Origin of the sequence: Promicromonospora sp. NPDC023987, assembly GCF_040639055.1 — a bacterium.
Lineage (GTDB): Bacteria > Actinomycetota > Actinomycetes > Actinomycetales > Cellulomonadaceae > Promicromonospora.
In genome coordinates this window covers 67,852-90,680 of the sequence record NZ_JBEZZF010000002.1, presented here as the reverse complement: position 1 = coordinate 90,680, position 22,829 = coordinate 67,852, and the positions used below count along the sequence as shown (strand labels likewise).

Here is a 22,829-nt window from a genome sequence, read left to right as displayed (position 1 = left end):
GCGCCATTTGACGGCGAATTGTGGTCTCTCGTCACTCCTTGGGAAGGAGCAACAGCTCCCCGACCCCCAGAGAGCCCGACGACATCTGGTTCAGCTCCTGGAGCCGCCCGACGGCGTGCCGGACGTCCTCGCCGGGCTCCGCGATCTCCTGGGCGAAGCCCCAGAGCGTCTCCCCCGGCTGCACCGCGTGCACCCGCACCTCCGTCGGCTCGCCCGGTGAGCTGGCGACCGCCGTCGCGCCCCAGGTGATCATCGGCGCGAGCAGGAGCATGGCCAGCAGCACGAGCGTCACCCGGCCGCGCCGGGTGAGCCGCAGACCGGACAGCCCGAGCCGGTCGGCGATCGTGCGTTCCCGGGCCGGCCGGTACGCCGGGACCACGGTCGGCCGAGACACCGGTACATAGGCCCGGCCATACGACGGCGCGTACGCCTGTCCATACGTCGGGGTGTACTGCCGCAGCGGGATCACGTCCCCCATGGCCCCTCCTCGAAGAGTGACTGAGCTCTTGTCGTTCATACAAGCGTTCGTCGAACGCCCGTACCATTGTGTAGCACGGGACACCGTCGATGTCGAGACACGCTCGAACATTCGTTTGAGCCGAGCGAGTTTGTGATCTAGAGTGGGTGACGCACGAGAGAACATTTGTCGGAACGGGAGGGGCACGGGCATGACGGGACGGGACGGGACCAGCGACACGAGAGCCGCCGACACGGCACTAGCTGTCGACATGACACTCCCTGGCGTCGCCACGCTGGACGCGCCGAGCGACAAGGCGGTCGCTGACGTACACACGATCTCTCCGACAGACCGCCTCACCGAACGGCAGCGCCTCGTGCTGGACACGATTCGGCAGTCGTTCGAGACGCGGGGCTACCCGCCGTCGATGCGTGAGATCGGCGAGGCCGTCGGGCTGGCGAGCCCGTCGAGCGTCAAGCACCAGCTCCAGATGCTCGAGAAGAAGGGCTTCCTGCGCCGCGACCCGAACCGGCCGCGCGCGATGGAGCTCGTCGAACCCCTGGCGGACCAGGTCGACAAGCCGACACGCGGCGAGATCCACTGGCCCGAGCCGCGCCGCAGCGGCCAGGTCCACTGGGGTGGTTCGGTGCCCGACGACGCCAGCACCCCGCCGCCGTCGTACGTCCCGCTGGTCGGCCGGATCGCCGCCGGTGGTCCGATCCTGGCCGAGCAGGTCGTCGAGGACGTCTTCCCGCTCCCCCGCCAGCTGGTCGGCGACGGCGAGCTGTTCCTGCTCAAGGTCGCCGGTGACTCGATGGTCGACGCCGCGATCTGCGACGGGGACTGGGTGGTGGTCCGGCGGCAGAACGTTGCCGAGCAGGGCGAGATTGTCGCGGCCATGATCGACGGTGAAGCCACGGTCAAGACGTTCAAGCAGGCGGACGGCCACGTGCTGCTGCTGCCGCAGAACCCTGCCTACGAGCCCATCCCGGGCGACGAGGCGCAGATCCTGGGCCGCGTGGTCGCGGTGCTGCGCAGCCTGTAAGGGTCTCGACAAGCTCGACCAACGGATGGGCTCGACCAACGGGTACGCACCGGTGGTCGAGCCTGTCGAGACCTTCGCTGCTTCTAGAAGCCGAAGCGCCGCTGGACCGCCCGCACACTGTCCGCCGAGGCACGCAGGCCGGCCAGCTCGTCGTCGGACATCGGGACCCGCACCGTGTCGGTGACACCGCGCCGGTCCACGAGCGACGGCACGGAAAGGCAGACGTCGCTGATGCCGTGGTAGTCGTCCAGCAGCGAGGACACCGGCATGACCCGGCGCTCGTCGTTCAGGACCGCCTCGATGATGCGGGTTCCGGCCAGGCCGACGGCGTAGCTGGTCGCCCCCTTGCCCGCGATGATCCGGTACGCGGAGTCGACCACCTCGTGGTGCACCTCCGCACGCACCGCTGCGTCGATCGGTGGCCTGCCGCCCAGCGGAGCCCAGTCCAGCAGCGGGACACCGCCGATCGTGGCGGAGCTCCACAGTGCGATCTCCGAGTCACCGTGCTCCCCCGCGATGTACGCGTGCACGTTCCCGACGGCCACGCCGCAGCGCTCGGCGAGCACGACCCGCAGCCGCGACGAGTCCAGGACGGTGCCGCTGCCGAAGAGCTGCTCACGCGGCAGGCCGGAGATCTTGAGCGCCGCGTAGGTCACGACGTCCACGGGGTTGGTCACCATCAGGTAGGTCGCGTCCGGCGCGACGTCCACCAGCCCGGGCAGGATCTGGTGCATCAGCCCGATGGTCGCCTCGGCGAGGTCGATCCGGGTCTGCCCGGGCTTCTGCTTGGCCCCGGCCGTGACGACGACGACGTCCGCCCCCGCGCAGACGGCCACGTCGTCCGAGCCGACCACCTGCGCCTGGGACGTGAACATCAGGCCGTGCTGCAGGTCGAGCACCTCGGCCTCCACCTTGGCCCGGTTCACGTCGTGCAGGGCGATGGTGCGAGCCGAACCCCGCGTGAGCGCGGCGAAAGCCAGCGTCGAACCGACCGCCCCGGCACCCACCACCGCCAGCTTGGTGGTGCGTGACCCGGACGGCTGCGCGGCCTGGACGTCCGAAGGGACTGACATGTCTCCAGGCTATGTGTCGAGCCGCGCCAGCGCGGCGCGGACCAGCGCGGAGTCCGTGGTGGGCCAGAACCCGGGCATCGAGCGCGTGAGGAACGAGGCGTACCGCGCGGTCGCGAGACGCGGGTCCAGGACCGCGACGACTCCCCGGTCGTCCATGCTCCGCACGAGGCGCCCGGCACCCTGCGCGAGCAGCAGCGCGGCGTGCTGCGCGGACACCGCCATGAACCCGTTGCCACCCGCCTGCTCGACGGCCCTGGCCCGCGCCGCCTTGACCGGATCGTCCGGGCGCGGGAACGGGATGCGGTCGATGAGGACGAGCTGGCACGACGGTCCCGGGACGTCGACGCCCTGCCACAGCGACAGCGTGCCGAACAGGCAGGCGGCCGGGTCCTCGGCGAACTGCCGCACCAGCGTGGGTAGCTGGTCGTCGCCCTGCGCGAGGATCGGGAAGTCCAGCCGCTCGCGCATGGCCTCCGCCGCCGCGTTCGCCGCGCGCCGGGACGAGAACAGGCCGAGCGTGCGCCCCCCGGCGGCCGTGATGAGCTCGGCGATCTCGTCGAGCTGCGCCTCCGTCGTCGGCTCGCGGCCGGGGGCCGGCAGGTGCCGCGCCACGTACAGGATGCCCTGGCGTGGGTAGTCGAACGGGCTGCCGGCGTCCAGCCCCTGCCACGGCGGGGCGTCCTCGCCCTTGAGGCCCAGCGTGCCCGCCACGGGCTCGAACGTGCCGCCCAGCGCCAGCGTGGCCGACGTGAACACGCCGGTCGCCTCGCCCAGCAGATGCATGCGGATCAGTCCGGCGACGTGGAGCGGTGCCGCGTGCAGGCGGGTCACGTTGTCACCGAACCCGCCCCACCCGTTGTCCGGGCGCGAGCACCAGAGCACGTCGGCGGTCGTGTCCTGGAAGGCCATGCGTTCGGCGGTCTCGAACAGCTGCAGCATCGCGCCCTGCGCCATCTTCAGGCCCGGCTCGGGCTGGCCCTGAGCCTGTCCCTTGCCGCCACCCGTGTCCGGCTTCAGCGTGCTCAGCACCTCGCGTGCGGCATCCCGTACCGCACCGACCGCCGTGCGCAGGCCGTCCGGCAGACCGTTCGGGAACCGCTCGGCGGGCGCCGTGACGAGCAGGGTCCCGAGCGCCTGCGCCGCCTGGTCGAGGGTGTCGGTGTTCGTGCCGGCGTGCCGGCGGGCCAGCCGGGCGGCGTTCTCCACCGAGGCCATGGACAGGTCCACCGTCGCCGACGACGTCACCCGGTCCGTGAGCTCGTGCGCCTCGTCGACCACCACGACGTCGTGCTCCGGGAGGATGCCCGGGCTGCCCGTGGCAGCGATACCGAGCATCGCGTGGTTGGTGACCACCACGTCCGCGTCGCGGGAGGTGGCGCGCGCCTTGTCCGGGAAGCACTCGGCGAGCATGGGGCACTTGCCGCCCAGGCACTCCATGGCGGTCACGGACACCTGGCGCCAGGCCCGGTCCGGCACGCCGGGCACCAGGTCGTCTCGGTCACCCGACTCCGTCTCCCCCGCCCACTCGTGCAGCCGGCGGACGTGGTCGGCGAGCGTGGCGCCGTCGTCCTTGCGCCGACTGCGCGCGCCCCCGGACGTGGCGGGCTCCTCGGTACGCGGGTGGTCCTCACCGCCGGGCAGGTCGAAGAGCGTGGGCTCGTCGGCGGGGTACCCTCCCCCCACCTTGTGCACGCACAGGTAGTTGTGCCAGCCCTTGAGCAGCGCGATGCGTGGTTCCCGGGGAAGCTGCGGCGCCACCGCCTTCGCCACCAGCGGGAGGTCGCGCGTGATGACCTGCCGCTGGAGCGCGAGGGTGGCGGTCGAGATGATGACCTTGCTCCCCGCGGCCACCGCGTGCCGGACGGCGGGCACCAGGTAACCGAGCGACTTACCGGTGCCGGTGCCCGCCTGGACGAGCAGGTGCTCGCCCTTCTCGATGGCCTCGCCGACCGCCACCGCCATCCGGTGCTGGCCGTCCCGGCGCCCACCGCCCAGCTCACCGACAGCGAGGTCGAGGAGCTCCTCGACGTCGGGAATCCGCTCGTCGGCGGTGGGGGCGGTCGGTGCGTCGGGAAGGCTGGTCACACTCTCGATCCTAGGCCGGGCCACCGACATGCACCCCACGTCGTCCACAGGCACCGGCCGCCGGCCGGGCCGCTACCCCTTGACCGCGCCGCCCAGCCCCGCCCCGCTCAGGAACAGGCGCTGGAAGCCGAGGAACAGGGCGATCGGCAGGACAGTCGAGATCGCGAGCGCCGCGAGGAACACGTCGAGCTCCAGGTAGGGGGCGATGGCGGGCAGCCGGACGGACAGCGGCTGGTTGGCGGGGTCGGGCAGGACCAGCATGGGCCAGAGGTAGTCCTTCCAGGCGGCGATGACGGCGAAGACGGAGACGACGCCGAGGATGGGCTTGGACATCGGCAGCACGATGCTCCACAGCAGCCGGAAGGGTCCGGCGCCGTCGACGCGGGCGGCCTCGAAGATCTCCCGGGGCAGGCCGTCGAAGAACCGCTTGACCAGGAGCACGTTGAACGCGCTGGCGCCCATCGGCAGCCAGACCGCCCAGAAGGTGTTGAGCAGGCTGACGTGCACGATCGGCACGTCGAGGATGGTCAGGTACAGCGGCACGAGGAGCACGACGGACGGCACGAAGAGCGTCGCCAGCACGAGTGCGAAGATCGCGTTGCCGTACCGCGGTCGCAGGACCGACAGCACGTAGCCGCCGGTGGTGGCGACCAGGATCTGGAAGAACCAGGCGCCTGCCGCGACGATCAGGGTGTTGACGAAGTAGTGGTCGATCTCGGCGCGGTTCCACGCGGTGGCTAGGTTGGCCCAGTCGATCCCGGTGGGGAACAGGCCGAGCGGCTGGCGCAGGGTCTCCTGGGTGGGCGTGACGGCGGCCTTCGCGAGCCAGAGGATCGGCCCCAGCCCGACAACGACCAGGGCGATCAGCAGGCCGCCCTGCAGCACCCCGAGGGAGCCCCGCACGCTCGGCCGGCGCCGGTCGTGGGACGAGACGATGCCCCGTTCGACAGCCTCCGGAGGGCGTCGGCCGGCGAGGGTCGACGGCCGGTTGTTCGCTGCCATGTCAGCTGCTCCAGGGTCGGGTCACGCGGAAGTACACCGCGGAGAGGACGGCGAGGACGCCGGCGAGCATCAGGCTCAGGGCGGTGGCGGCACCGTAGTTGCCGCCGAGGCTGCTCCCGAAGGCGTAGTCGTAGATCAGCATCAGGATCGTGAGGGTCGCGTTGTTGGGGCCGCCGCCGGTGAACAGGAAGGGCTCGAGGAAGACCTGCGAGGTGCCGATGATCTGCAGGATCAGGGTGATGAAGAGGACGCCCCGCAGCTGCGGCAGCGTGACGTGCCAGATCTTGCGCCAGACGCCCGCGCCGTCCACCTCCGCGGCCTCGTAGAGCTCGGTACGCACCCCGACGAGCGCGGCGAGGTAGATGATGACGGTCCCGCCGGCCGCGGCCCAGGTCGCCTCGAGGACGAGGGACGGCATGGCGCTGGTGGCGTTCTGCAGCCAGGGGTACGGGCCGAGACCGAACCAGCCGGCGATCGTGTTGAAGACGCCGGTGTCGGAGGCGTCGTAGAAGAACTTCCACAGCAGCACGGCCACGACCGGCGGTACGACGACGGGCAGGTAGGCCAGCGCGGAGAACAGGCCCCGCATCCGCCGCACCTCGCTCATCAGCACCGCGGCGGCCAGCGGCAGCGGGTAGCCGAAGACGAGCGCGAGCACCGCGAACCACAGGGTGTTCGCGACGGCCTTGCCAAGGAGCGGGTCCTGCAGCACGTACGCGAAGTTGTCGAGCCCCACGAACACGGGGGCGGTGACGAGGTTGGTCTCCTGGACGCTCATGACGAGCGCGCGGCCGATCGGGAACCAGGAGAACACGCCGAACACGAGGATCATCGGCAGCGCGATGACGAGGGTGCTCAGTCCGCCGTCGCGCAGCCATTCCCGGGGCGCGCGGCGGCCGCGCCTGCGGGGCCCGGACGACGACGGCGGTGTGGCCGCCGTCGTCGTCCGGATCGGGCTGGACAGGGTGGTCATGTGTTCAGCTGCGGTCGAGCAGGCCCTGGACCTGGGTCTGGGCGTCGGCGAGGAGCGCGTCGATGTCCGCGTTCTCGTCGGTCAGCACCGCCTGGACCACGGGGTCGAGCGCCGCGTACACGTCCTGGGTGGCGACGGCCGGCTCAGGGATGACCGGCTGGTCGAACATCTGCTCGGTCATGGGCGCGAAGTTCTCCAGCGGGACGTTGACGAGGTCCTTGATCCAGCTCTGCTGCTCCTCGTAGGTAGCCCGGTCGAAGATCGGGAGGGCCGGCGCGCCGACGGGCTGGTCGGTCTCGGCGGCGACCTCGGCCTCGGCCACCGCGGCCTCCTGGTCGGTCAGCTTGGAGATGTAATAGAAGTCGATCCACTTCACCGCGGCCGCCTGCTCCGCGTCGGACGCCGCCGAGCTCACCGCGGCGAGCGTGCCGCCGCCGAGCGTCCCGGCGTCGTCGCCCTCCAGCGGCAGCACCGTCACCCCGTACTCGTCCGGGTTCATCTGGTTCTGGGTGAACAGGTTGGGGTAGTTGGCGCCGCCCGAGACGTACATGCCGATCTTCCCGGCGGCGAAGTCCTGGTTGATGGTGCCCCAGTCGTACAGGAAGCTGGCGCCCATGGAGTCGTCCTCCCAGCGCATCTCCCGCAGCATCTCGAGGGCCGCGACCGTGGCGTCGTTGTCCACGGTGGCGGTCGCCTCCTCGCCCTCGCCCTCGACGACGCGACCGCCGAGCGCGTAGGTCTCGGTGGTGAGGATCCAGCCGCCCGTGTTGCTCTGCGTCATGTGGGCGTAGCCGGCCTGGCCGGTCTTGTCCGCGATGGCCTTGGCGGCCTCGCGCACCTCGTCCCACGTCGCGGGCGGGTCGTCCGGGTCGAGCCCGGCCTCCTCGAAGAGGGCGCGGTTGTAGTGCAGGCCCTGGTTGTAGGCGGCGACGGGGACGGCCCACATGGCGCCGTCGGCGTCCTGGCCCGCCGCGGCGATGGTCGGGTTGAACTGGTCCGCGTAGGGCAGCTCGGCCACGAGGTCGCTGACGTCGGCGATCTGCTGCCGCTCGATGAGGGCGCGGCCGTCGGTGAACGGGATCGGGAAGACGTCGGGCAGGGTGCCGCCCGCCAGCTCGGCGGCGAACGTCGTGCCGGACCAGGTGAACTCCTTGGTCTCCACCTGGACGTCCGGGTTGGCCTCCTCGAACTGCGCGATGCGCTCGTCGAACGCGTCGATGGCGGGCTGTTCGAGCCCCGCGTCGATGGCGACCTCGATGGTCACCGGGCCGGTGGGCTCTGCGGCCGGGTCCTCCGACGCGCCGCAGGCCGTGAGGGTTCCCACGACGGACAGGACACCCACGAGGGCGAACGCCGATCGCTTCGGTGCTGACTTCATTGTCACTCCTTGGGTTGTGTGCCGCTGGGGGCGGCTCTCCGGGGAAGCACTTCTGGTTGGGTAGTGCCGAGGTTCAGGACGGCAGGTCGAGCCAGACGGCGGTGTCCGGTCCGACGGCGCCGTCGGCCGGACCGCTCGCGAGGAGCACCGTGGCCCCGGCGGGCAGCGGGACGGGAGACGTCCCGAGATTGACGACGCAGGCGAAGCCCGGACCGCGCGTGAACGCGAGGACGCTGTCGCCGCCGGCGTCGGGATCGAGGGCGAGGTCGAGCCACGCGAGCTCCTCGGCATGCAGCGCAGGGAGGTCACGTCGCAGGTGCAGCACCCGGCGGTAGAGGTTCAGCATCGAGGCCGGGTCGCCGTCCTGCGCCTGGACCGACCGGTCGCGCCAGTCGGCGGGCTGGGGCAGCCAGGGCGCCGCACCGCCGTCGGGCCCGAAACCGAGGCTCGTGCCGGTGCGGGTCCACGGCAGCGGGACACGGCAGCCGTCCCGGCCGGGGTCGACGCCGTCGGACCGGAAGTGCATGGGGTCCTGGATCGCCGTCCTCGGGAGGTCGGCCTCCGGCAGACCGAGCTCGTCGCCCTGGTAGACGTACAGGGCGCCGGGCAGCGCGGCGACGAGCAGGGCGGCCGCCCGCGCCCGGCGGGTGCCGAGCTCCAGGTCGGACGGCGTGCCGAAGCGCTTGGCCGCGAAGTCGAAGGACGAGTCCTCGCGGCCGTACCGGGTGACGGGCCGCGTGATGTCGTGGTTGGACAGGACCCACGTGGCGGGCGCGCCCACCGGGGCGTGCGCCTCGAGGGTCATCCGGATCGACTCGCGCAGCTCCTTCGCGTCCCACGGGCGCGCCATGAAGTCGAAGTTGAACGCCGTGTGCATCTCGTCGGGGCGCAGGTACTGGGCGAAGCGTTCGTGGTCGGCGAGCCACACCTCGCCGACGAGCACGCGCGGCTCCGTGTACGAGTCGGCGACGCGCCGCCAGCCGCGGTAGATGTCGTGGATCTCGTCGCGGTCGAGGTGGGGGTGCTCCCCCGGGCCTGCCGCCTCGGGGACCTCCGGCAGGGCGGGGTCCTTGACGATGAGGGCCGCCGAGTCGATCCGGATGCCCGCCGCGCCGCGGTCGAACCAGAACCGCAGGACGTCCTCGTGCTCCTGCCGGACGTCGGGGTGGTTCCAGTTCAGGTCCGGCTGCTCGGGGGTGAACAGGTGGAGGTACCACTGGCCGGGTGTGCCGTCGGGGTTGGTGGTGCGCGTCCAGGTCTGCCCCTGGAAGCTCGACACCCAGCCGGTCGGGATCTGGGCCCCGTCGGGACCCCTGCCGTCGTGGAACCAGAACCGCTCGCGCTCCGGCGAGCCAGGGCCTGCCGCCAGCGCCGCGCGGAACCACTCGTGCTCCGCGGAGATGTGGTTGGGGACGACGTCGACGACGGTCCGGATGCCCAGCTCGCGGGCCTCGGCGATCAGTGCCTCGGCGTCGTCCAGGGTGCCGAACGCCGGGTCGATCCGGCGGTAGTCCCGCACGTCGTAGCCGCCGTCCGCCAGGGGCGACGCGTACCAGGGCGTGTACCAGATGGCGTCGACGCCCAGGTCGCGCAGGTAGCCGAGGCGGCAACGGACGCCGGCGAGGTCACCGGTGCCGTCGCCGTTCCCGTCCGCGAAGCTGCGCGGGTAGATCTGGTAGATCACGGCACCGCGCCACCACTCGGACGCGGCGGGGTGCGGCTCCACTGCAGGTTCGGACGTCGTCGTCATGTCGTGAACCGTAAGTCACATGACAACGAGTGCGCAAGAAATTGACAGGAAGGTTATCGATTCGCGACAACCTTCGCGGCAGCGGTCGACGCCCGCACCACGAGCTCCGGCTCGAAGAGCAGCTCGTCGCGCGGCACGTCGTTGCCGTCGATGAGCGCGGCGAGCAGGTCGACGGCGGCCCGCCCCATCGGCTCGATCGGCTGGCGCACGGTCGTCAGGGCGGGATCGGTGGAGTTCATCAGCGCGGAGTCGTCGAAGCCGACCACCGAGACGTCCGCCGGGCACGCGAGCCCGGCCCGCCGCACGGCCCGGATCGCGCCGAGGGCCAGCGGGTCGCTGGCGCAGACGATCGCGGTGGCCCCCCGCTCGATCAACCGGTTCGCCGCCGCCTGGCCGCTCTCCAGGGAGTACTGCGAGTGCACGACCAGGTCCGCGTCGAGCGTCAGTCCGTGCCGCTTCGCGAACCGGCGGGCGGCGGTGAGCTTGCGCTCCGACGGCACGTGGTCGGCGGGCCCCAGCAGCAGGCCGATCCGCTGGTGGCCGAGCGACGCGACGTGCCCCAGCGCCTGCTCGATGGCCACGAGGTCGTCGGTCGCGACCCGGGGGAAGCCGAGGTCCTCGATCGACGCGTTCATGAGCACGACGGGCAGGCCGAGGTCCTCCAGCCGCCGGTAGTGGGAGTGGTCGGCCTCCCGCTCGGCGTAGAAACCACCCGCGAAGATCACGCCGGACACCTGCTGCTGGAGCAGCAGGTCGATGTACTCGGCCTCGGTGACGCCGCCGGCCGTGCGCGTACAGAGCACCGGCGTGTACCCCTGCTGGGCGAGGGCGCCGCCGATCACCTCCGCGAACGCGGGAAAGATCGGGTTCACCAGCTCCGGGAGGACCAGCCCGACGAGCTTGCCGCGGCTGCCCCGCAGCTTGGTGGGCCGCTCGTAGCCCAGCACGTCGAGGGCCGTGAGCACCGCGTCCCGGGTGCCCTGGGAGACCCCGGGCTTCCCGTTGAGGACACGGCTGACCGTCGCCTCGCTGACCCCTACCTTCTTCGCCACATCCGCTAACCGTCTCGACATGACGTCGATCCTAGTCACGGATAACGCAAACCGCTTGCAGGGATTGCGTACCCCTGCAAGCGGTTTGCGTCCTCGCTGGACGGGATCAGGACGCCGTGGCGACCCGCCGCAGCTCCGTCGCCAGCTGCTCGTCGACGCGGCCACGCAGGTGCGTGCCCGCCGCGACGTGCTCGGTGAGCTCGATGTCGCCGTGCTCGTGCACCCGGTGGACCAGGTCGCCCCGCTCGTACGGGACCACGAGGTCGATCTGGATGCCGGGCCGCGGCAGCTCGGCCGCGATCCGGGCACGCAGCTCGGCGATGCCCTCACCGGAGTGCGCCGAGACGACGGCGGTGTGCCGCTCCCGCCGCTGGATCCGGCCCACCACCGTCGGGTCGGCGATGTCGGCCTTGTTCAGCACCACGATCTCGTGGACGTCCTCGAAGGCCGGGACCTCGGAGAGCACCTCACGGACTGCGGCGATCTGCCCCTCGGGATCCGGGTGGGACGCGTCGACCACGTGCAGCAGGATGTCGGCGTCGCCGACCTCCTCCAGCGTGGACCGGAACGCCTCGACGAGCTGGTGCGGCAGGTGCCGCACGAACCCGACCGTGTCCGTGAAGGTGTAGACGCGGCCGTCCTCGGTCTTGGTGCGCCGCACCGTCGGGTCCAGCGTGGCGAACAGCGCGTTCTGGACGAGCACCCCCGCGCCGGTCAGCGCGTTCAGCAGCGACGACTTGCCGGCGTTGGTGTACCCGGCGATCGCGACCGCGGGGATGGCGTTGCGCTTGCGGCTCAGCCGCTTGGTCTCCCGGGCCGGCTTCATCGCGGTGATCTCGCGCCGCAGCTTGGCCATCCGGTTGCGGATACGCCGCCGGTCCAGCTCGATCTTGGTCTCACCGGGGCCACGCGAGCCCATGCCGGCACCCGCGCCACCCACCTGGCCACCGGCCTGGCGGGACATCGAGTCACCCCAGCCGCGCAGCCGCGGCAGGAGGTACTCGAGCTGCGCGAGCTCCACCTGGGCCTTGCCCTCACGGGACTTCGCGTGCTGCGCGAAGATGTCCAGGATCAGGGCCGTGCGGTCGACGACCTTGACCTTCACGACGTCCTCCAGCGACCGGCGCTGGGACGGAGCGAGCTCGCCGTCGACGATCACCGTGTCGGCACCGGTCGCCAGGACGACCTGGGCCAGCTCGAGGGCCTTGCCGGAGCCCAGGTACGTGCCGGGGTCGGGCTTCTGCCTGCGCTGCAGCAGACCGTCGAGCACCTGGGAACCCGCGGTCTCGGCGAGTGCGGCGAGCTCGCGCAGGGAGATCTCCGCGTCGCGGGCAGCGTGCTCACCGCCCGAGAAGAGGCCGACGAGCACCACCTTCTCCAGGCGCAGCTGCCGGTACTCGACCTCGGTGACGTCCTCGAGCTCCGTCGACAGCCCGGCCACGCGGCGCAGCGCGGTGCGCTCCTCGAGGTCGAGCTGATCGCCGTCGGCCTCGGTGTGCACCGTGGCACCGTCGGCACGTGCGGTCCCCGCCCGAGCGAGAACCCGTGCCACGACATCGTTCGCGATCGCCTGGGCATCTGCCTGGACTGCGCGGAGTTCGGGCGTCTCCTCTGCGGGGAGCTCGGGCTCTGTCGGGGTGTGGGTCATGTACTACCTAACTCTCGATTGTCCTTGCGTCCGTACAACAAGGATCCCACGCCCGAAAGTCCCGCGGCTATGTCTTTCCCGCACCCTCGAGGTTCACCCGCGCCACCCTGGTCCATTAGTCGGGTAATGGACTAGGGTGGCGGTGTGTTCGTAGACAAGGGCCCGGCCTTCCAACAGCTCGCCGCCAAGATCGCGGACGAGATCGTTGCCGGGACATACCCGGAGGGGACGGCAGTACCGTCCGCGACGGACTTCGCCGTGTTCCACCAGATGAACCCGGCGACGGCGAGCAAGGGCGTCAACCTGCTCGTCGAGATGGGGGCGCTGTACAAGAAGCGCGGGATCGGGATGTTCGTCGCCGCCGGCGCGCGCGACCTGCTCCGCTCCCAGCGGCGCGAGGAATTCCGGAAGCAGTACATGGAGCCACTCCTCCGGGAGGCGCGGGTGCTCGAGATCGACGTCGCGGAGCTCCATCACATGATCGACGAGCACGAGGAGGACGAAACATGACGAACGCCATCGAGATCCAGTCGGCGACCCGGACGTTCGGGCGGACGACCGCGCTCGACGGGGTGAGCTTCGCCGTTCCGGAGGGCTCGATCTGCGGGCTCCTCGGACGCAACGGAGCGGGCAAGACGACGATCATGTCGATCATCGCCGGACAGGACCGGCCCACCTCCGGGCGGGTCGAGGTGCTCGGGCACAGGCCGTTCGAGAACGAGTCGGTGCTCTCCCGGATCAGCTTCGTCCGCGACAACCAGCGGTACCCCGACAACTACCGGCTAGGGCACGTGCTCCGGATCGCCCCCGAGTTCGCGCCGAACTGGAACGCGGACGTCGCGGCCGAGCTCGTCGAGGGGTTCCGCATCCCCACCAGGACGGACATCAAGAAGTTCTCCAGGGGCCAGCTGTCGTCGGTCGCGATCGTCCTCGGCCTGGCCTCCCGCGCCGCGGTGACGCTTCTCGACGAGCCCTACCTCGGCCTCGACGTCACCGCACGGGCGCTGTTCCACGACATGCTGCTGCGCGACTACACCGCACACCCGCGCACCGTGCTGCTGTCCACCCACCTCATCGAGGAGTCGGAGAAGCTCTTCGACCGCGTCGTGGTCGTCGATCGCGGCCGGGTGCGCGTCGACAGCGACGTCGACGAAGCCCGGGACCTGGCCTTCACCCTGAGCGGGACGACGGCGGCGGTCGACGAGCTGGCCCGGCGCCACACGGTCCTGCGCTCCCACACGGTCTCCGGCCTCAAGTCGGTCACGGTGCTGGGTGCGGCGGACGACGCCGTCCGCGCGGACGCCGACGGCCTCGGCGCGCGGCTCGCACCGGCGTCCCTGCAAGACCTCGTCGCCGCGTTCGGCGAAGAGGGTTCCGAACCCATCGAGGAAGGTGCGCGAGCATGAGCGCCGTCGTATCCACCGTCAAACTGCATCTCAACCAGCGGGTCGGCACGTTCGCGGTCCCGCTGTACATCGCGGGGACCGTGGCCGCGTTCTCGGTCCTGCTCTCGTTGCTCTTCTGGCGCTCGGGGAGCCTGCCCGGCACCGCGGGCTGGATCCAGGGATCGCAGAGCAACCCCGGGATCGCGTACGGGCTCGTCGGGTTCCTGGTCTACTTCGGCGTCGCCTCGGTCGCCACGACGTTCCCGTTCGCGCTGACCCTCGGCGCGACACGACGGTCCTTCGTCACGGGAACCCTCCTGTGGTACGCCATCACCGCCGGCTACATCACCGCGGTGCTCGCGGTCCTGACCGCGATCGAGCTGGCGACCGACCACTGGTTCGCGGGGTTCTACATCTTCGACGTCTACATCCTCGGCGCCGGAGACCTGCTCCGGCTGGTCCCTATCGTGTTCCTCGGGGTGCTCACCGCGCTCACCGTCGGCGGCGTCTTCGCCGCGTCCTGGGTGCGCTTCGCCGCCCGCGGACCGCAGCTCATCGCGGCCGGTGTGGTGGTGGTGATCGTGACCGCCCTGATCGTCGCCCTCCCGGCCGTGAGCGCGATCGTCGACGCGTTCCAGCCCTGGTGGCTCGCGGTGGCTGCCGGTGTGGTGATCCTGGCCTCCTCCGTGGGGAGCTGGCTGCTCCTGCGGCCGGCGATCGTGCGCTGACGACGACGGTCGGCGCGGACGGCGGGCAGCGGGCAGATTCGCACCCACCAAGCCGACCGGCAAGCAATACGATGGCGCGGTGTCCACCGACCACTACTTCACCGCCCAGCCTGCCTCGGACGACGAGCGCCGCACCCGCACCGTCCACCTCGCCGGGCGTGAGCTGGAGGTCGAGGTGGCCCCGGGCGTCTTCTCGCCCGGCGGCGTCGACAAGGGCACGGTGGTGCTGCTGAGCGAGGTGCCCGCGCCTCCGCCGTCGGGCAACCTGCTCGACCTGGGCTGCGGTTGGGGACCCATCACGATCTCGCTGGCGCTGGAGGCGCCGCACGCCACCGTGTGGGCGGTCGACGTCAACGAGCGGGCCCTCGACCTCGTCCGCCGCAACGCCGAGCGTCTCGGGCTGGGCAACGTCCGCGCGGTCCTGCCCGACGACGTGCCCGACGGCCTGGAGTTCGACCTGTGCTGGTCCAACCCGCCGATCCGCGTCGGCAAGCAGGCGCTGCACGATCTGCTGACGCGCTGGCTGCCCCGCCTGGCGGACGGTGCGGAGGCGTGGCTGGTCGTGCAGAAGAACCTGGGGTCGGACTCGCTCGCACGCTGGATCACCGACGCGCTCAGCCTGCCGGTCGCCCGGGAGGCGTCGTCCAAGGGGTTCCGGATCCTGCGGGTCGCGGGCTGACCCGGCAGCGTGCCTCCCTACCGGGCGACCCGCCCGGAGTAGACCAGCTCCGCGGGGCCGGCCAGCTCGACCGTGCCGCCCGGGAGCACCCGCACGCGCACCTCGCCGCCCGGCACCTCCACGATCCACGTGTCGGGGGCGCCTGCGCCGGACGCACCGCCCTGCCAGGTGCGGACCGCGAGCGCCGCGGCGCAGGCGCCGGTGCCGCACGACGGCGTCTCGCCCACTCCTCGCTCGTGCACGCGCATGCGGAGGCGGCCGACGAGGCCGTCGGGTCCGTCCTCCTCGCCGAGGGGCACCACGAGCTCGACGTTGGTGCCGTGCGGGGGCACCGGCGCGACCTCGGGGGCGTGGTGGAGCTCGAGGGACTCGAGCTCGTCGGGGCTCGCGAGGGCGACGACGGTGTGCGGGTTGCCGAGGTCCACGCTCAGGGCGGGACGGGGTGCGGTCCAGCCGTGGACCGCGACCGCCGCGTCGTACCCGTCGGAGACCGCGGTCTCGCCGCCGGGCAGGGACCACGGCCCCATATCGACGGCGTACCAGCCGTTCGCTTCCTTCGTCACGTGCTTGACGCCGGCGCGCGTGCCGAGGCTGAGCGGCCCGGCGGACAGGTCGGCGAGCCCTTCCTGCTCGGCGAAGGCGGCGAAGACGCGGACGCCGTTGCCGCACATCTCGGCGACCGAGCCGTCGGCGTTGCGGTAGTCCATGAACCACTCGGCGGTCGGGTCCTTGGCGAGGGCGTTCTGGGCGGCCTGCTCGCCGGCGCGGGCGAGGGCCGCGGTGGGGGCGAGGCGGATCACGCCGTCGCCGCCGATGCCGCCCCGGCGGTCGGCGAGCCTGCGCACGTCGTCGGCTCCGAGCTCGAGGACGCCCTCGGGGTCCGCGATCAGGACGAAGTCGTTCTGCGTCCCGTGCCCCTTCGTGAAGGCGAGGGTGCCGGGCGTCGGGGCGGAGGGCGCTGGGCTCGTCGCGGGCTGCGTCATGGTCCCAGGCTACGGCGCACGGGTTCGGTCCCGGCAACGGGCAAGGTCCCGGCGTCGGCGGCGGCCACGATCGCGCGGGCCTCCGAGAGCAGGTCGGGCGAGGCGGCGTCCAGCCAGTGCACGCGCGGATCGCGCCCGAACCAGCCCATCTGCTTGCGCGCGAGGCGGCGGGTGTTCGCGGTGACGGCCTCCCGCGCCTCCGCCTCGGTGGACTCCCCGCGCCACCAGGCGAGCACCTCCGCGTAGCCGACGGCGCGGGCCGCGGTGACGCCGAGGCCGGAACCGGTGCCACCCTGCTCCGGGCTCGCGAGGGCGCGCACCTCGTCCACGAGGCCCGTCTCCCACATGCGGTCGACGCGCGCGGCGACCCGGGTGTCGAGCACCTCTCTGGAGCAGTTCAGCCCGATCTGCACGGCGGGCCGCACGTACTCCTGCCGGGGCAGGTTGGCGGTGTACGGCCGGCCGGTGAGCTCGATGACCTCCAGCGCGCGCACGATACGTCGGGTGTTGTGCGGTCCGATGCTTGTCGCGGCCAGCGGGTCCAGCCGCGCCAGCTCTGCGTGCAGGGCGCGGCGCCCCTCCGCCTCGGCGCGCGCCTCGAGCCGGGCCCGGGTCTCCGGGTCCGTGCCGGGAAAGTCCATGGCGTCGAGCAGCGCTCGCACGTACAGCCCCGACCCACCGACGACGACGGCGCGTCCACCTCGCCCGCCGATCTGGTCCAGGTCGGCTCGCGCCGACTGCTGGTAGCGGGCCACGGAGGCGTCCTGCGCGGGGTCCAGCACGTCGAGCTGGTGGTGCGGGATCCCGCGCCGCTCGGCCGGTGGCACCTTGGCCGTGCCGACGTCCATGCCGCGATAGAGCTGGAACGCGTCGGCGTTGACGATCTCGGCGTTGCCCAGCGCCTGTGCCAGGTCGAGCGCGAGGTCCGACTTCCCCGTGGCGGTGGGCCCCACGACGGCGACGACTATCACCCGGCGATCTTACGGGCCACCTCTCCTCGCCTCACGACAGGGTGGTCACCCGGTACTCCGGCGGCAGGTGTTGGTGCGACAGCTCGAAGACCTGCACCTCCGTGGCCCACCCGTCCGCGCCGGCCGCGTGCAGCGCCGCCCGCAGCCCGTCCGTGAGTGCGCCGGGGCTGCTGTCCAGCCCGCCCGGCGCTCCCCCGCCCGCGACGACCAGGACGTCGGCACCGCGGAGCAGATCGGTCGCGCCGTCGTCCAGCGCGGCACCGTCCGGCGGCACCTCCAGCGTGTCGACGTCGGCGACCCGGGCGCCCAGCACCTCGGCGAGCACGAACAGGGCCACCGAGGCGCCGGTGCCGGCGGGCCGGAGATCGTCGTCGGCCCCCGGCGAGCCGCTCGAAGCGCACTGCTCTGCCGCGAGGTGCGGCACCCAGCGGCCACCGATACCGGATCCCAGCAGCGAGGGGCGCATCCGGCCCCACCGCAGCGCCGGGCCGTGGGCCACGACGAGCGGTAGCCGGTCGCCGGTGGTGAGCTCGGCGAGCGCGGCCCGGACTGCGGCACGAACCGGGGCCAACGGGTCGGCCCGCAGGCCAGGGGTGACCCCGGGGACGAGCAAGGGGGTCGCAGGCAGGATCACGGCGCGCACGATCCCTGAAAGTAGCACCAGGCCCGGCCTCTAGCCGGTCCGGGCAGATTCCACCCCTTTCTCACGTGATCGACGCAGCGGAGCAAGGTGTCTGGCGGGTACTGTGGGCTGGTGAGGTTCTTCGGGTCACGACGCCGTAACACGGCGGGCGACGGCGACCGTGCGGCCACCGGCCCGCAGCAGCCCGAGCCCAAGGAACTCGACGACGACGAGCTACGGGCACAGGTCGAAGGCGTTCTGCTTCGGGAGCTGACCGGTGGTCTTGACGATCCCTCGTCCCTCCCTGAGCCGCTGACGCGTGACCGCGTGGTCGAGTGGCTGGGTGAGAACGGGTTCAGCTACTTCGTGGACTCGGAGGGCGACGTCGGCGGGCTGTGGCACGGCTGGCTGTTCTACTTCCTGATGGTCGGCGAGAGCTCCGAGGTGCTCCAGGTCCGCGGGCAGTGGCACCGCGACCTCACCATCGAGCGGCTCGAGGAGATCCTCGAGCTCTGCAACGAGTGGAACGCCGAGCGCATCTGGCCCAAGACGTACGTCCGGGTCCGGGACAACGGGGCGGTCCTCGTCTACACGGAGGTCACTGTCGACCTGGAGCACGGCGTCACCGAGGACCAGCTGGACCAGCTCCTGCAGTGCGGGCTGACCACTGGCTCCATGTTCTTCGAGCACCTCGACGAGACGTTCCCCGATCCCCTGCGGTCCGCGCCATGAGCGCGGCGCGGAGCGGCGGAGCCGGTCGCTGGCTCGCACGTCTGCTGAACCCCCGTCCGCCGGTGGTGCGGCGGTCCTCCGGCGGGCAGATCCGTACGATCGCCGACGTCCAGCTCGAGAAGCCCCGGCCGCTGAGCACGCAGCGCGTGGGCGACGACCTCTCGCGTCGCGGCTACCGGTTCCGCATCGACGACGACGGCGACGTCACCGGCACCTGGGACGGCAACCGGTTCTGGTTCCTGCTGCTCGGCGAGCACGACGAGATCCTGCAGGTGCGCGGCCGCTGGGCGGGCACGCTGCCCGCCGGCGCGCGGCTCGCCGTGCTGCAGGCCGCCAACGACTGGAACCGCGAGCGCATCTGGCCCAAGGTCTACACGCGCGAGGAGGCGGCAGGGCTCGCCCTGTACGCCGAGGTGTCGGTGGACTTCGAGCACGGAGCCACCGAGGACCAGCTGGCCCAGACCGTGTCGTGCGGCCTGGTCACGGCCAGCCAGTTCTTCTCGACCGTCGCGTCCCTGGCCCCGCCGTCGGACGCGGAACCGGACGACCCGGAGAAGTAGCGCCCGGTCCGGGTCGCGGGCGTGCGGGTTACCCGTGGCGGAGGGTGGGCAGGCCCAGCACCACGGGGCCCGACGGCGCCGGCGTGCCGTGCGAGTGCGTGTCCTCGCCGCCGCCGAGGCGCACCCTCTCGCGCTCCGCCCACGCGTCGCCCGAACGGGTGCGCCGCACCACGAGCGGGCCGGCGGAGACAGGGTCGGCGATCAGGTGGTGCGGGGCGGCCTTCGTCACCGTCGCGGTCACCACGTCACCGGGGCGGGGCAGGCCGTCGGGCACGACGGCGGACAGGCGCGGGTCGTCGAGGCTCACCGGGGCGCCCGTGACGTCGAGCGGTGCATCGTCCAGGCCCGAGCCGGTGGACGGGCGGGGCAGCCCGACGTGCACGAGGCGGTTGTCCTCCGCGCGGCCCGACAGGCGGTGCATGGCGCCGTCCTTCTTGCCGGAGCCCTCGCCCACGAGCACCTCGAGCGTGCGCCCTACCTGCTTGTCGGCCTCCTGGCCGCCGATGCGCTCCTGCAGCGCCAGCAGGCGTTCGAAGCGCTCCTGCACCACTGCCTTGGGCAGCTGGTCGGGCATCGTCGCGGCGGGCGTGCCAGGACGCGGCGAGTACTGGAAGCTGAACGCCGAGCTGAACCGGGAGGCCTCGACGACGCGCAGGGTCTCGGCGAAGTCGTCCTCGGTCTCGCCGGGGAAGCCGACGATGATGTCGGTGGTGATCGAGGCATCGGGCATCGCGGCACGCACGCGGTCGAGGATCCCCAGGAACTTCTCGGAGCGGTAGGACCGACGCATCGCGCGCAGGACCCGGTCGGAGCCGGACTGCAGCGGCATGTGCAGCTGGGGCATCACGTTCGGCGTCTCTGCCATGGCGGCGATGACGTCGTCGGTGAACGCGGCGGGGTGCGGAGACGTGAACCGCACCCGCTCCAGGCCCTCGATGCGGCCGCACGCGCGCAGGAGCTTGGCGAACGCGCCGCGGTCGCCGAACTCGACGCCGTAGCTGTTCACGTTCTGCCCCAGCAGCGTCACCTCGATCGCACCGGCGGCGACGAGCGCCTCCACCTCGGCGAGGATCTCGCCGGGACGGCGGTCGCGCTCCTTGCCGCGCAGGTGCGGCACGATGCAGAAGGTGCAGGTGTTGTTGCAGCCGACGGAGATGCTGACCCAGCCGGCGTAGACGGACTCGCGCTTGGTCGGCAGCGTCGACGGGAAGACCTGCAGGGACTCCGCGATCTCGACCTGCGCCGCCTCGTTGTGCCGGGCGCGCTCCAGGAGCACCGGCAGGGCGTCGAGGTTGTGCGTACCGAACACGACGTCGACCCAGGGCGCCCTGTCCACGATGTCGCCCCGGTCCTTCTGGGCCAGGCAGCCACCGACGGCGATCTGCATGCCGGGCCGGGCGGCCTTGATGCTGGCGAGCTGGCCGAGGTTCCCGTAGAGCTTGTTGGCGGCGTTCTCGCGGACGGCGCACGTGTTGATCACCACGACGTCGGCAGCGCTGGCCGCCTCGTCCTGGGTGGACGCCCGCTGATACCCGGCCTGCTCCAGCATGCCGGCCATGTGCTCCGAGTCGTGCACGTTCATCTGGCAGCCCAGGGTGCGCACCAGGTAGGTGCGCGGTGGCTGCTCCGGCGCCTCGTCGCTGACGGCTGGACCCGTCGAGGGGTCGGTCGCGGCGGCGGAGGGCAGGGCTGGGGTGAGGGCGGTCGTGGACATCGAGTCGATTTTACGACCCCTGTCGACCTGTGCCGGACAGTGCAGGATCCGGCCGATTGCGGGCATCTGTTACCGAACTGTTGTCTCGCGATGACCCGTCGGCTTGGTCCTTGAAACATCGGATCGTTAGGTTCAAGGGATGGACCAGAGCACCCCGACCACCGGCCAACCGGCGGCCGACGAGACCGTGGACGCTCCGACGTCGGACCGCGTCCTCGGGGCGCCCCTCGTAGAGCTGAAGCATGTGAACAAGCACTTCGGTGCGCTGCACGTCTTGCAGGACATCGACCTCACCGTGCACAAGGGCGAGGTGCTGGTCGTGATCGGCCCGTCCGGCTCCGGCAAGTCGACGCTGTGCCGAGCGATCAACCGCCTCGAGACCATCGACGACGGCACCATCGCCGTCGACGGAGAGACCCTGCCGCAGGAGGGCAAGGCCCTCGCGAAGCTGCGGGCCGACGTCGGCATGGTCTTCCAGTCGTTCAACCTGTTCGCGCACAAGACCGTGCTCGACAACGTGACGCTCGGACCACGCAAGGTCCGTGGAATGAGCAAGAAGGACGCCGAGGAGCAGGCCCATGCCCTGCTCGAGCGCGTGGGTGTCGACAACCAGGCGGGCAAGATGCCCGCGCAGCTGTCGGGCGGCCAGCAGCAGCGCGTCGCCATCGCGCGCGCCCTCGCCATGGAGCCCAAGGTGATGCTCTTCGACGAGCCGACGTCGGCGCTCGACCCCGAGATGATCAACGAGGTGCTCGACGCCATGGTGGCCCTCGCGGAGGAGGGCATGACGATGATCGTCGTCACGCACGAGATGGGCTTCGCCCGCAAGGCAGCCCACCGCGTCGTCTTCATGGCGGACGGTCAGATCGTCGAAGAGGCTCCCCCCGAGGAGTTCTTCACGGCACCCAAGAGCGATCGGGCCCGCGACTTCCTCTCCAAGATCCTGACCCACTGATCTTTCACCCAGCCAAGGGTTCCGCAACGGATCCCGAACTACCGAAGGGGAATCATGCGTAAGCACACCATGGGCCTGCTGGCAATGGCGGCGGCATCCACTCTCGCTCTGTCCGCCTGTGGCAGCGCCGAGGTCGGCGAGCCGACCGGCGACGACACCGCCACCGCCGGCGGCGACACCATCCGGATCGGCATCAAGTACGACCAGCCGGGCCTGGGTCTGAAGGAGGGCTCCGAGTTCACCGGCTTCGACACCGACGTCGCTCGCTACGTGGCCGACAAGCTCGGCTACTCAGAGGACCAGATCGAGTGGGTCGAGACCATCTCGGCCAACCGCGAGACGGCGCTGCAGAACGACGAAGTGGACATGATCTTCGCCACGTACTCGATCACCGACGAGCGCAAGGGGCTCGTCGACTTCGCCGGCCCGTACTTCGTCGCCGGTCAGGACCTGCTGGTCGCGGCCGACAACACCGACATCATGGGCCCGGAGGACCTGGAGGGTAAGAACCTCTGCTCGGTCTCCGGGTCGACGTCGGCGGAGAACATCAAGAACGACCACGCCGAGGGCGTGCAGCTCGTGGAGCGTCCCGGCTACGCCGACTGTGTCACCGCCCTCGCCTCCGGCGCCGTCGACGCCGTGACCACGGACGACATCATCCTCGCCGGCCTGGCCGCGACCGAGCAGAACGCCGGCAAGTTCAAGGTCGTCGGCGCGCCCTTCTCGGAGGAGCGCTACGGTGTCGGCCTGCCGGACGGCAGCACGGACACCTGCGAAGAGGTCAACACCGCGATCACCGAGATGATCGAGGACGGCACGTGGGAGGAGCTCGTGGCCAAGCACACCGAGGGCGCCGACTACAGCCCGAACGAGGACCTCAACCCGCCGGAGCCCGACGCCTGCGAGTGACCTCCTGACCATCCTTGATCTGCGCGCCCGACGCCGGACCACCCGCCTTCCCGGGCGGTTACCGGTCCGGCGTCGGGGCGCGTCCGGCGTCGTCGGCTCGTGCCGCGACGCTCCCGACCAGCCATCCT

22 protein-coding genes are annotated in these 22,829 nt (G+C 71.4%); 9 read left to right on the top strand and 13 right to left on the bottom strand.

Annotated features, from left to right (window positions below; translation table 11 throughout):
• Nucleotides 1-31 precede the first annotated feature (31 nt).
• Complete coding sequence (locus tag AB0F40_RS01835) at nt 32-478, bottom strand: hypothetical protein (RefSeq protein WP_357463251.1); 447 nt, start codon at nt 476-478, stop codon at nt 32-34.
• Nucleotides 479-728: 250 nt separating this feature from the next.
• Between AB0F40_RS01835 and lexA the strand changes: the two genes are divergently transcribed.
• A complete protein-coding gene (gene lexA, locus AB0F40_RS01830; protein ID WP_357463248.1) occupies nt 729-1,502 on the top strand; it encodes a transcriptional repressor LexA in 774 nt (257 codons plus the stop codon).
• A gap of 83 nt (nt 1,503-1,585) precedes the next feature.
• Here lexA and AB0F40_RS01825 read toward each other — a convergent pair whose 3' ends face one another.
• From AB0F40_RS01825 to hflX, 8 genes are all read right to left on the bottom strand, one after another.
• Nucleotides 1,586-2,575, bottom strand: a complete 990-nt coding sequence (locus tag AB0F40_RS01825; protein WP_357463245.1) for an L-lactate dehydrogenase — start codon at nt 2,573-2,575, stop codon at nt 1,586-1,588.
• 9 nt (nt 2,576-2,584) lie between these two features.
• Nucleotides 2,585-4,660 carry an ATP-dependent DNA helicase gene (locus AB0F40_RS01820; protein WP_357463242.1) on the bottom strand — a complete coding sequence of 692 codons (2,076 nt, stop codon included), beginning with the start codon at nt 4,658-4,660 and terminating at the stop codon, nt 2,585-2,587.
• 72 nt (nt 4,661-4,732) lie between these two features.
• A complete protein-coding gene (locus tag AB0F40_RS01815) occupies nt 4,733-5,662 on the bottom strand; it encodes a carbohydrate ABC transporter permease (protein WP_357463239.1) in 930 nt (309 codons plus the stop codon).
• Nucleotide 5,663: 1 nt separating this feature from the next.
• On the bottom strand, nt 5,664-6,635 hold the full coding sequence (locus AB0F40_RS01810) for a sugar ABC transporter permease (RefSeq protein WP_357463236.1): 972 nt from the start codon (nt 6,633-6,635) through the stop codon (nt 5,664-5,666).
• A gap of 4 nt (nt 6,636-6,639) precedes the next feature.
• A complete protein-coding gene (locus AB0F40_RS01805; RefSeq protein WP_357463233.1) occupies nt 6,640-8,013 on the bottom strand; it encodes an extracellular solute-binding protein in 1,374 nt (457 codons plus the stop codon).
• Between the two features lie 73 nt (nt 8,014-8,086).
• The gene (locus AB0F40_RS01800; RefSeq protein ID WP_357463229.1) at nt 8,087-9,763 is read right to left on the bottom strand and encodes a glycoside hydrolase family 13 protein; all 1,677 of its coding nucleotides are present in this window, start codon (nt 9,761-9,763) and stop codon (nt 8,087-8,089) included.
• 53 nt (nt 9,764-9,816) lie between these two features.
• The gene (locus AB0F40_RS01795; RefSeq protein ID WP_357463226.1) at nt 9,817-10,836 is read right to left on the bottom strand and encodes a LacI family DNA-binding transcriptional regulator; all 1,020 of its coding nucleotides are present in this window, start codon (nt 10,834-10,836) and stop codon (nt 9,817-9,819) included.
• Nucleotides 10,837-10,921: 85 nt separating this feature from the next.
• Nucleotides 10,922-12,463, bottom strand: coding sequence for a GTPase HflX (gene hflX, locus AB0F40_RS01790; RefSeq protein WP_357463223.1), 1,542 nt, complete (start codon nt 12,461-12,463; stop codon nt 10,922-10,924).
• Nucleotides 12,464-12,607: 144 nt separating this feature from the next.
• Between hflX and AB0F40_RS01785 the strand changes: the two genes are divergently transcribed.
• The 4 genes from AB0F40_RS01785 (at nt 12,608) to AB0F40_RS01770 (ending at nt 15,255) form a co-directional block, all read left to right on the top strand.
• Complete coding sequence (locus AB0F40_RS01785) at nt 12,608-12,973, top strand: GntR family transcriptional regulator (RefSeq protein WP_357463220.1); 366 nt, start codon at nt 12,608-12,610, stop codon at nt 12,971-12,973.
• The gene (locus AB0F40_RS01780; protein ID WP_357463217.1) at nt 12,970-13,869 is read left to right on the top strand and encodes an ABC transporter ATP-binding protein; all 900 of its coding nucleotides are present in this window, start codon (nt 12,970-12,972) and stop codon (nt 13,867-13,869) included. The genes AB0F40_RS01785 and AB0F40_RS01780 overlap by 4 nt, the downstream gene beginning before the upstream one ends.
• The gene (locus tag AB0F40_RS01775; protein ID WP_357463214.1) at nt 13,866-14,576 is read left to right on the top strand and encodes a hypothetical protein; all 711 of its coding nucleotides are present in this window, start codon (nt 13,866-13,868) and stop codon (nt 14,574-14,576) included. The genes AB0F40_RS01780 and AB0F40_RS01775 overlap by 4 nt, the downstream gene beginning before the upstream one ends.
• A gap of 79 nt (nt 14,577-14,655) precedes the next feature.
• Nucleotides 14,656-15,255: a methyltransferase gene (locus AB0F40_RS01770; RefSeq protein ID WP_357463211.1), complete on the top strand. Its 600-nt coding sequence runs from the start codon at nt 14,656-14,658 to the stop codon at nt 15,253-15,255.
• A 17-nt stretch (nt 15,256-15,272) separates the two neighbouring features.
• Here the strand turns inward: AB0F40_RS01770 and dapF are convergent, their stop codons facing one another.
• The 3 genes from dapF to AB0F40_RS01755 are packed head-to-tail and all read right to left on the bottom strand — an operon-like array spanning nt 15,273 to nt 17,852.
• Nucleotides 15,273-16,238 carry a diaminopimelate epimerase gene (dapF, locus tag AB0F40_RS01765; protein ID WP_357463208.1) on the bottom strand — a complete coding sequence of 322 codons (966 nt, stop codon included), beginning with the start codon at nt 16,236-16,238 and terminating at the stop codon, nt 15,273-15,275.
• Entirely contained in the window at nt 16,235-17,209 is a 975-nt protein-coding gene (gene miaA, locus AB0F40_RS01760; protein ID WP_357463205.1) for a tRNA (adenosine(37)-N6)-dimethylallyltransferase MiaA, read from the bottom strand. The genes dapF and miaA overlap by 4 nt, the downstream gene beginning before the upstream one ends.
• Before the next feature lie 31 nt (nt 17,210-17,240).
• Complete coding sequence (locus AB0F40_RS01755; RefSeq protein WP_357463202.1) at nt 17,241-17,852, bottom strand: hypothetical protein; 612 nt, start codon at nt 17,850-17,852, stop codon at nt 17,241-17,243.
• Nucleotides 17,853-17,963: 111 nt separating this feature from the next.
• Between AB0F40_RS01755 and AB0F40_RS01750 the strand changes: the two genes are divergently transcribed.
• Together AB0F40_RS01750 and AB0F40_RS01745 are read left to right on the top strand one after the other, a co-directional pair.
• The gene (locus tag AB0F40_RS01750) at nt 17,964-18,563 is read left to right on the top strand and encodes a YbjN domain-containing protein (protein WP_357463199.1); all 600 of its coding nucleotides are present in this window, start codon (nt 17,964-17,966) and stop codon (nt 18,561-18,563) included.
• Entirely contained in the window at nt 18,560-19,123 is a 564-nt protein-coding gene (locus tag AB0F40_RS01745) for a YbjN domain-containing protein (protein ID WP_357463196.1), read from the top strand. The genes AB0F40_RS01750 and AB0F40_RS01745 overlap by 4 nt, the downstream gene beginning before the upstream one ends.
• 28 nt (nt 19,124-19,151) lie before the next feature.
• Here the strand turns inward: AB0F40_RS01745 and miaB are convergent, their stop codons facing one another.
• Entirely contained in the window at nt 19,152-20,837 is a 1,686-nt protein-coding gene (gene miaB, locus AB0F40_RS01740) for a tRNA (N6-isopentenyl adenosine(37)-C2)-methylthiotransferase MiaB (protein ID WP_357463193.1), read from the bottom strand.
• 139 nt (nt 20,838-20,976) lie between these two features.
• Between miaB and AB0F40_RS01735 the strand changes: the two genes are divergently transcribed.
• Nucleotides 20,977-21,792 (top strand): amino acid ABC transporter ATP-binding protein, encoded by an 816-nt coding sequence (locus tag AB0F40_RS01735; RefSeq protein ID WP_357463190.1) that lies wholly within the window; start codon nt 20,977-20,979, stop codon nt 21,790-21,792.
• A gap of 54 nt (nt 21,793-21,846) precedes the next feature.
• Nucleotides 21,847-22,701 carry a glutamate ABC transporter substrate-binding protein gene (locus AB0F40_RS01730; protein ID WP_357463187.1) on the top strand — a complete coding sequence of 285 codons (855 nt, stop codon included), beginning with the start codon at nt 21,847-21,849 and terminating at the stop codon, nt 22,699-22,701.
• Nucleotides 22,702-22,829: the final 128 nt, after the last annotated feature.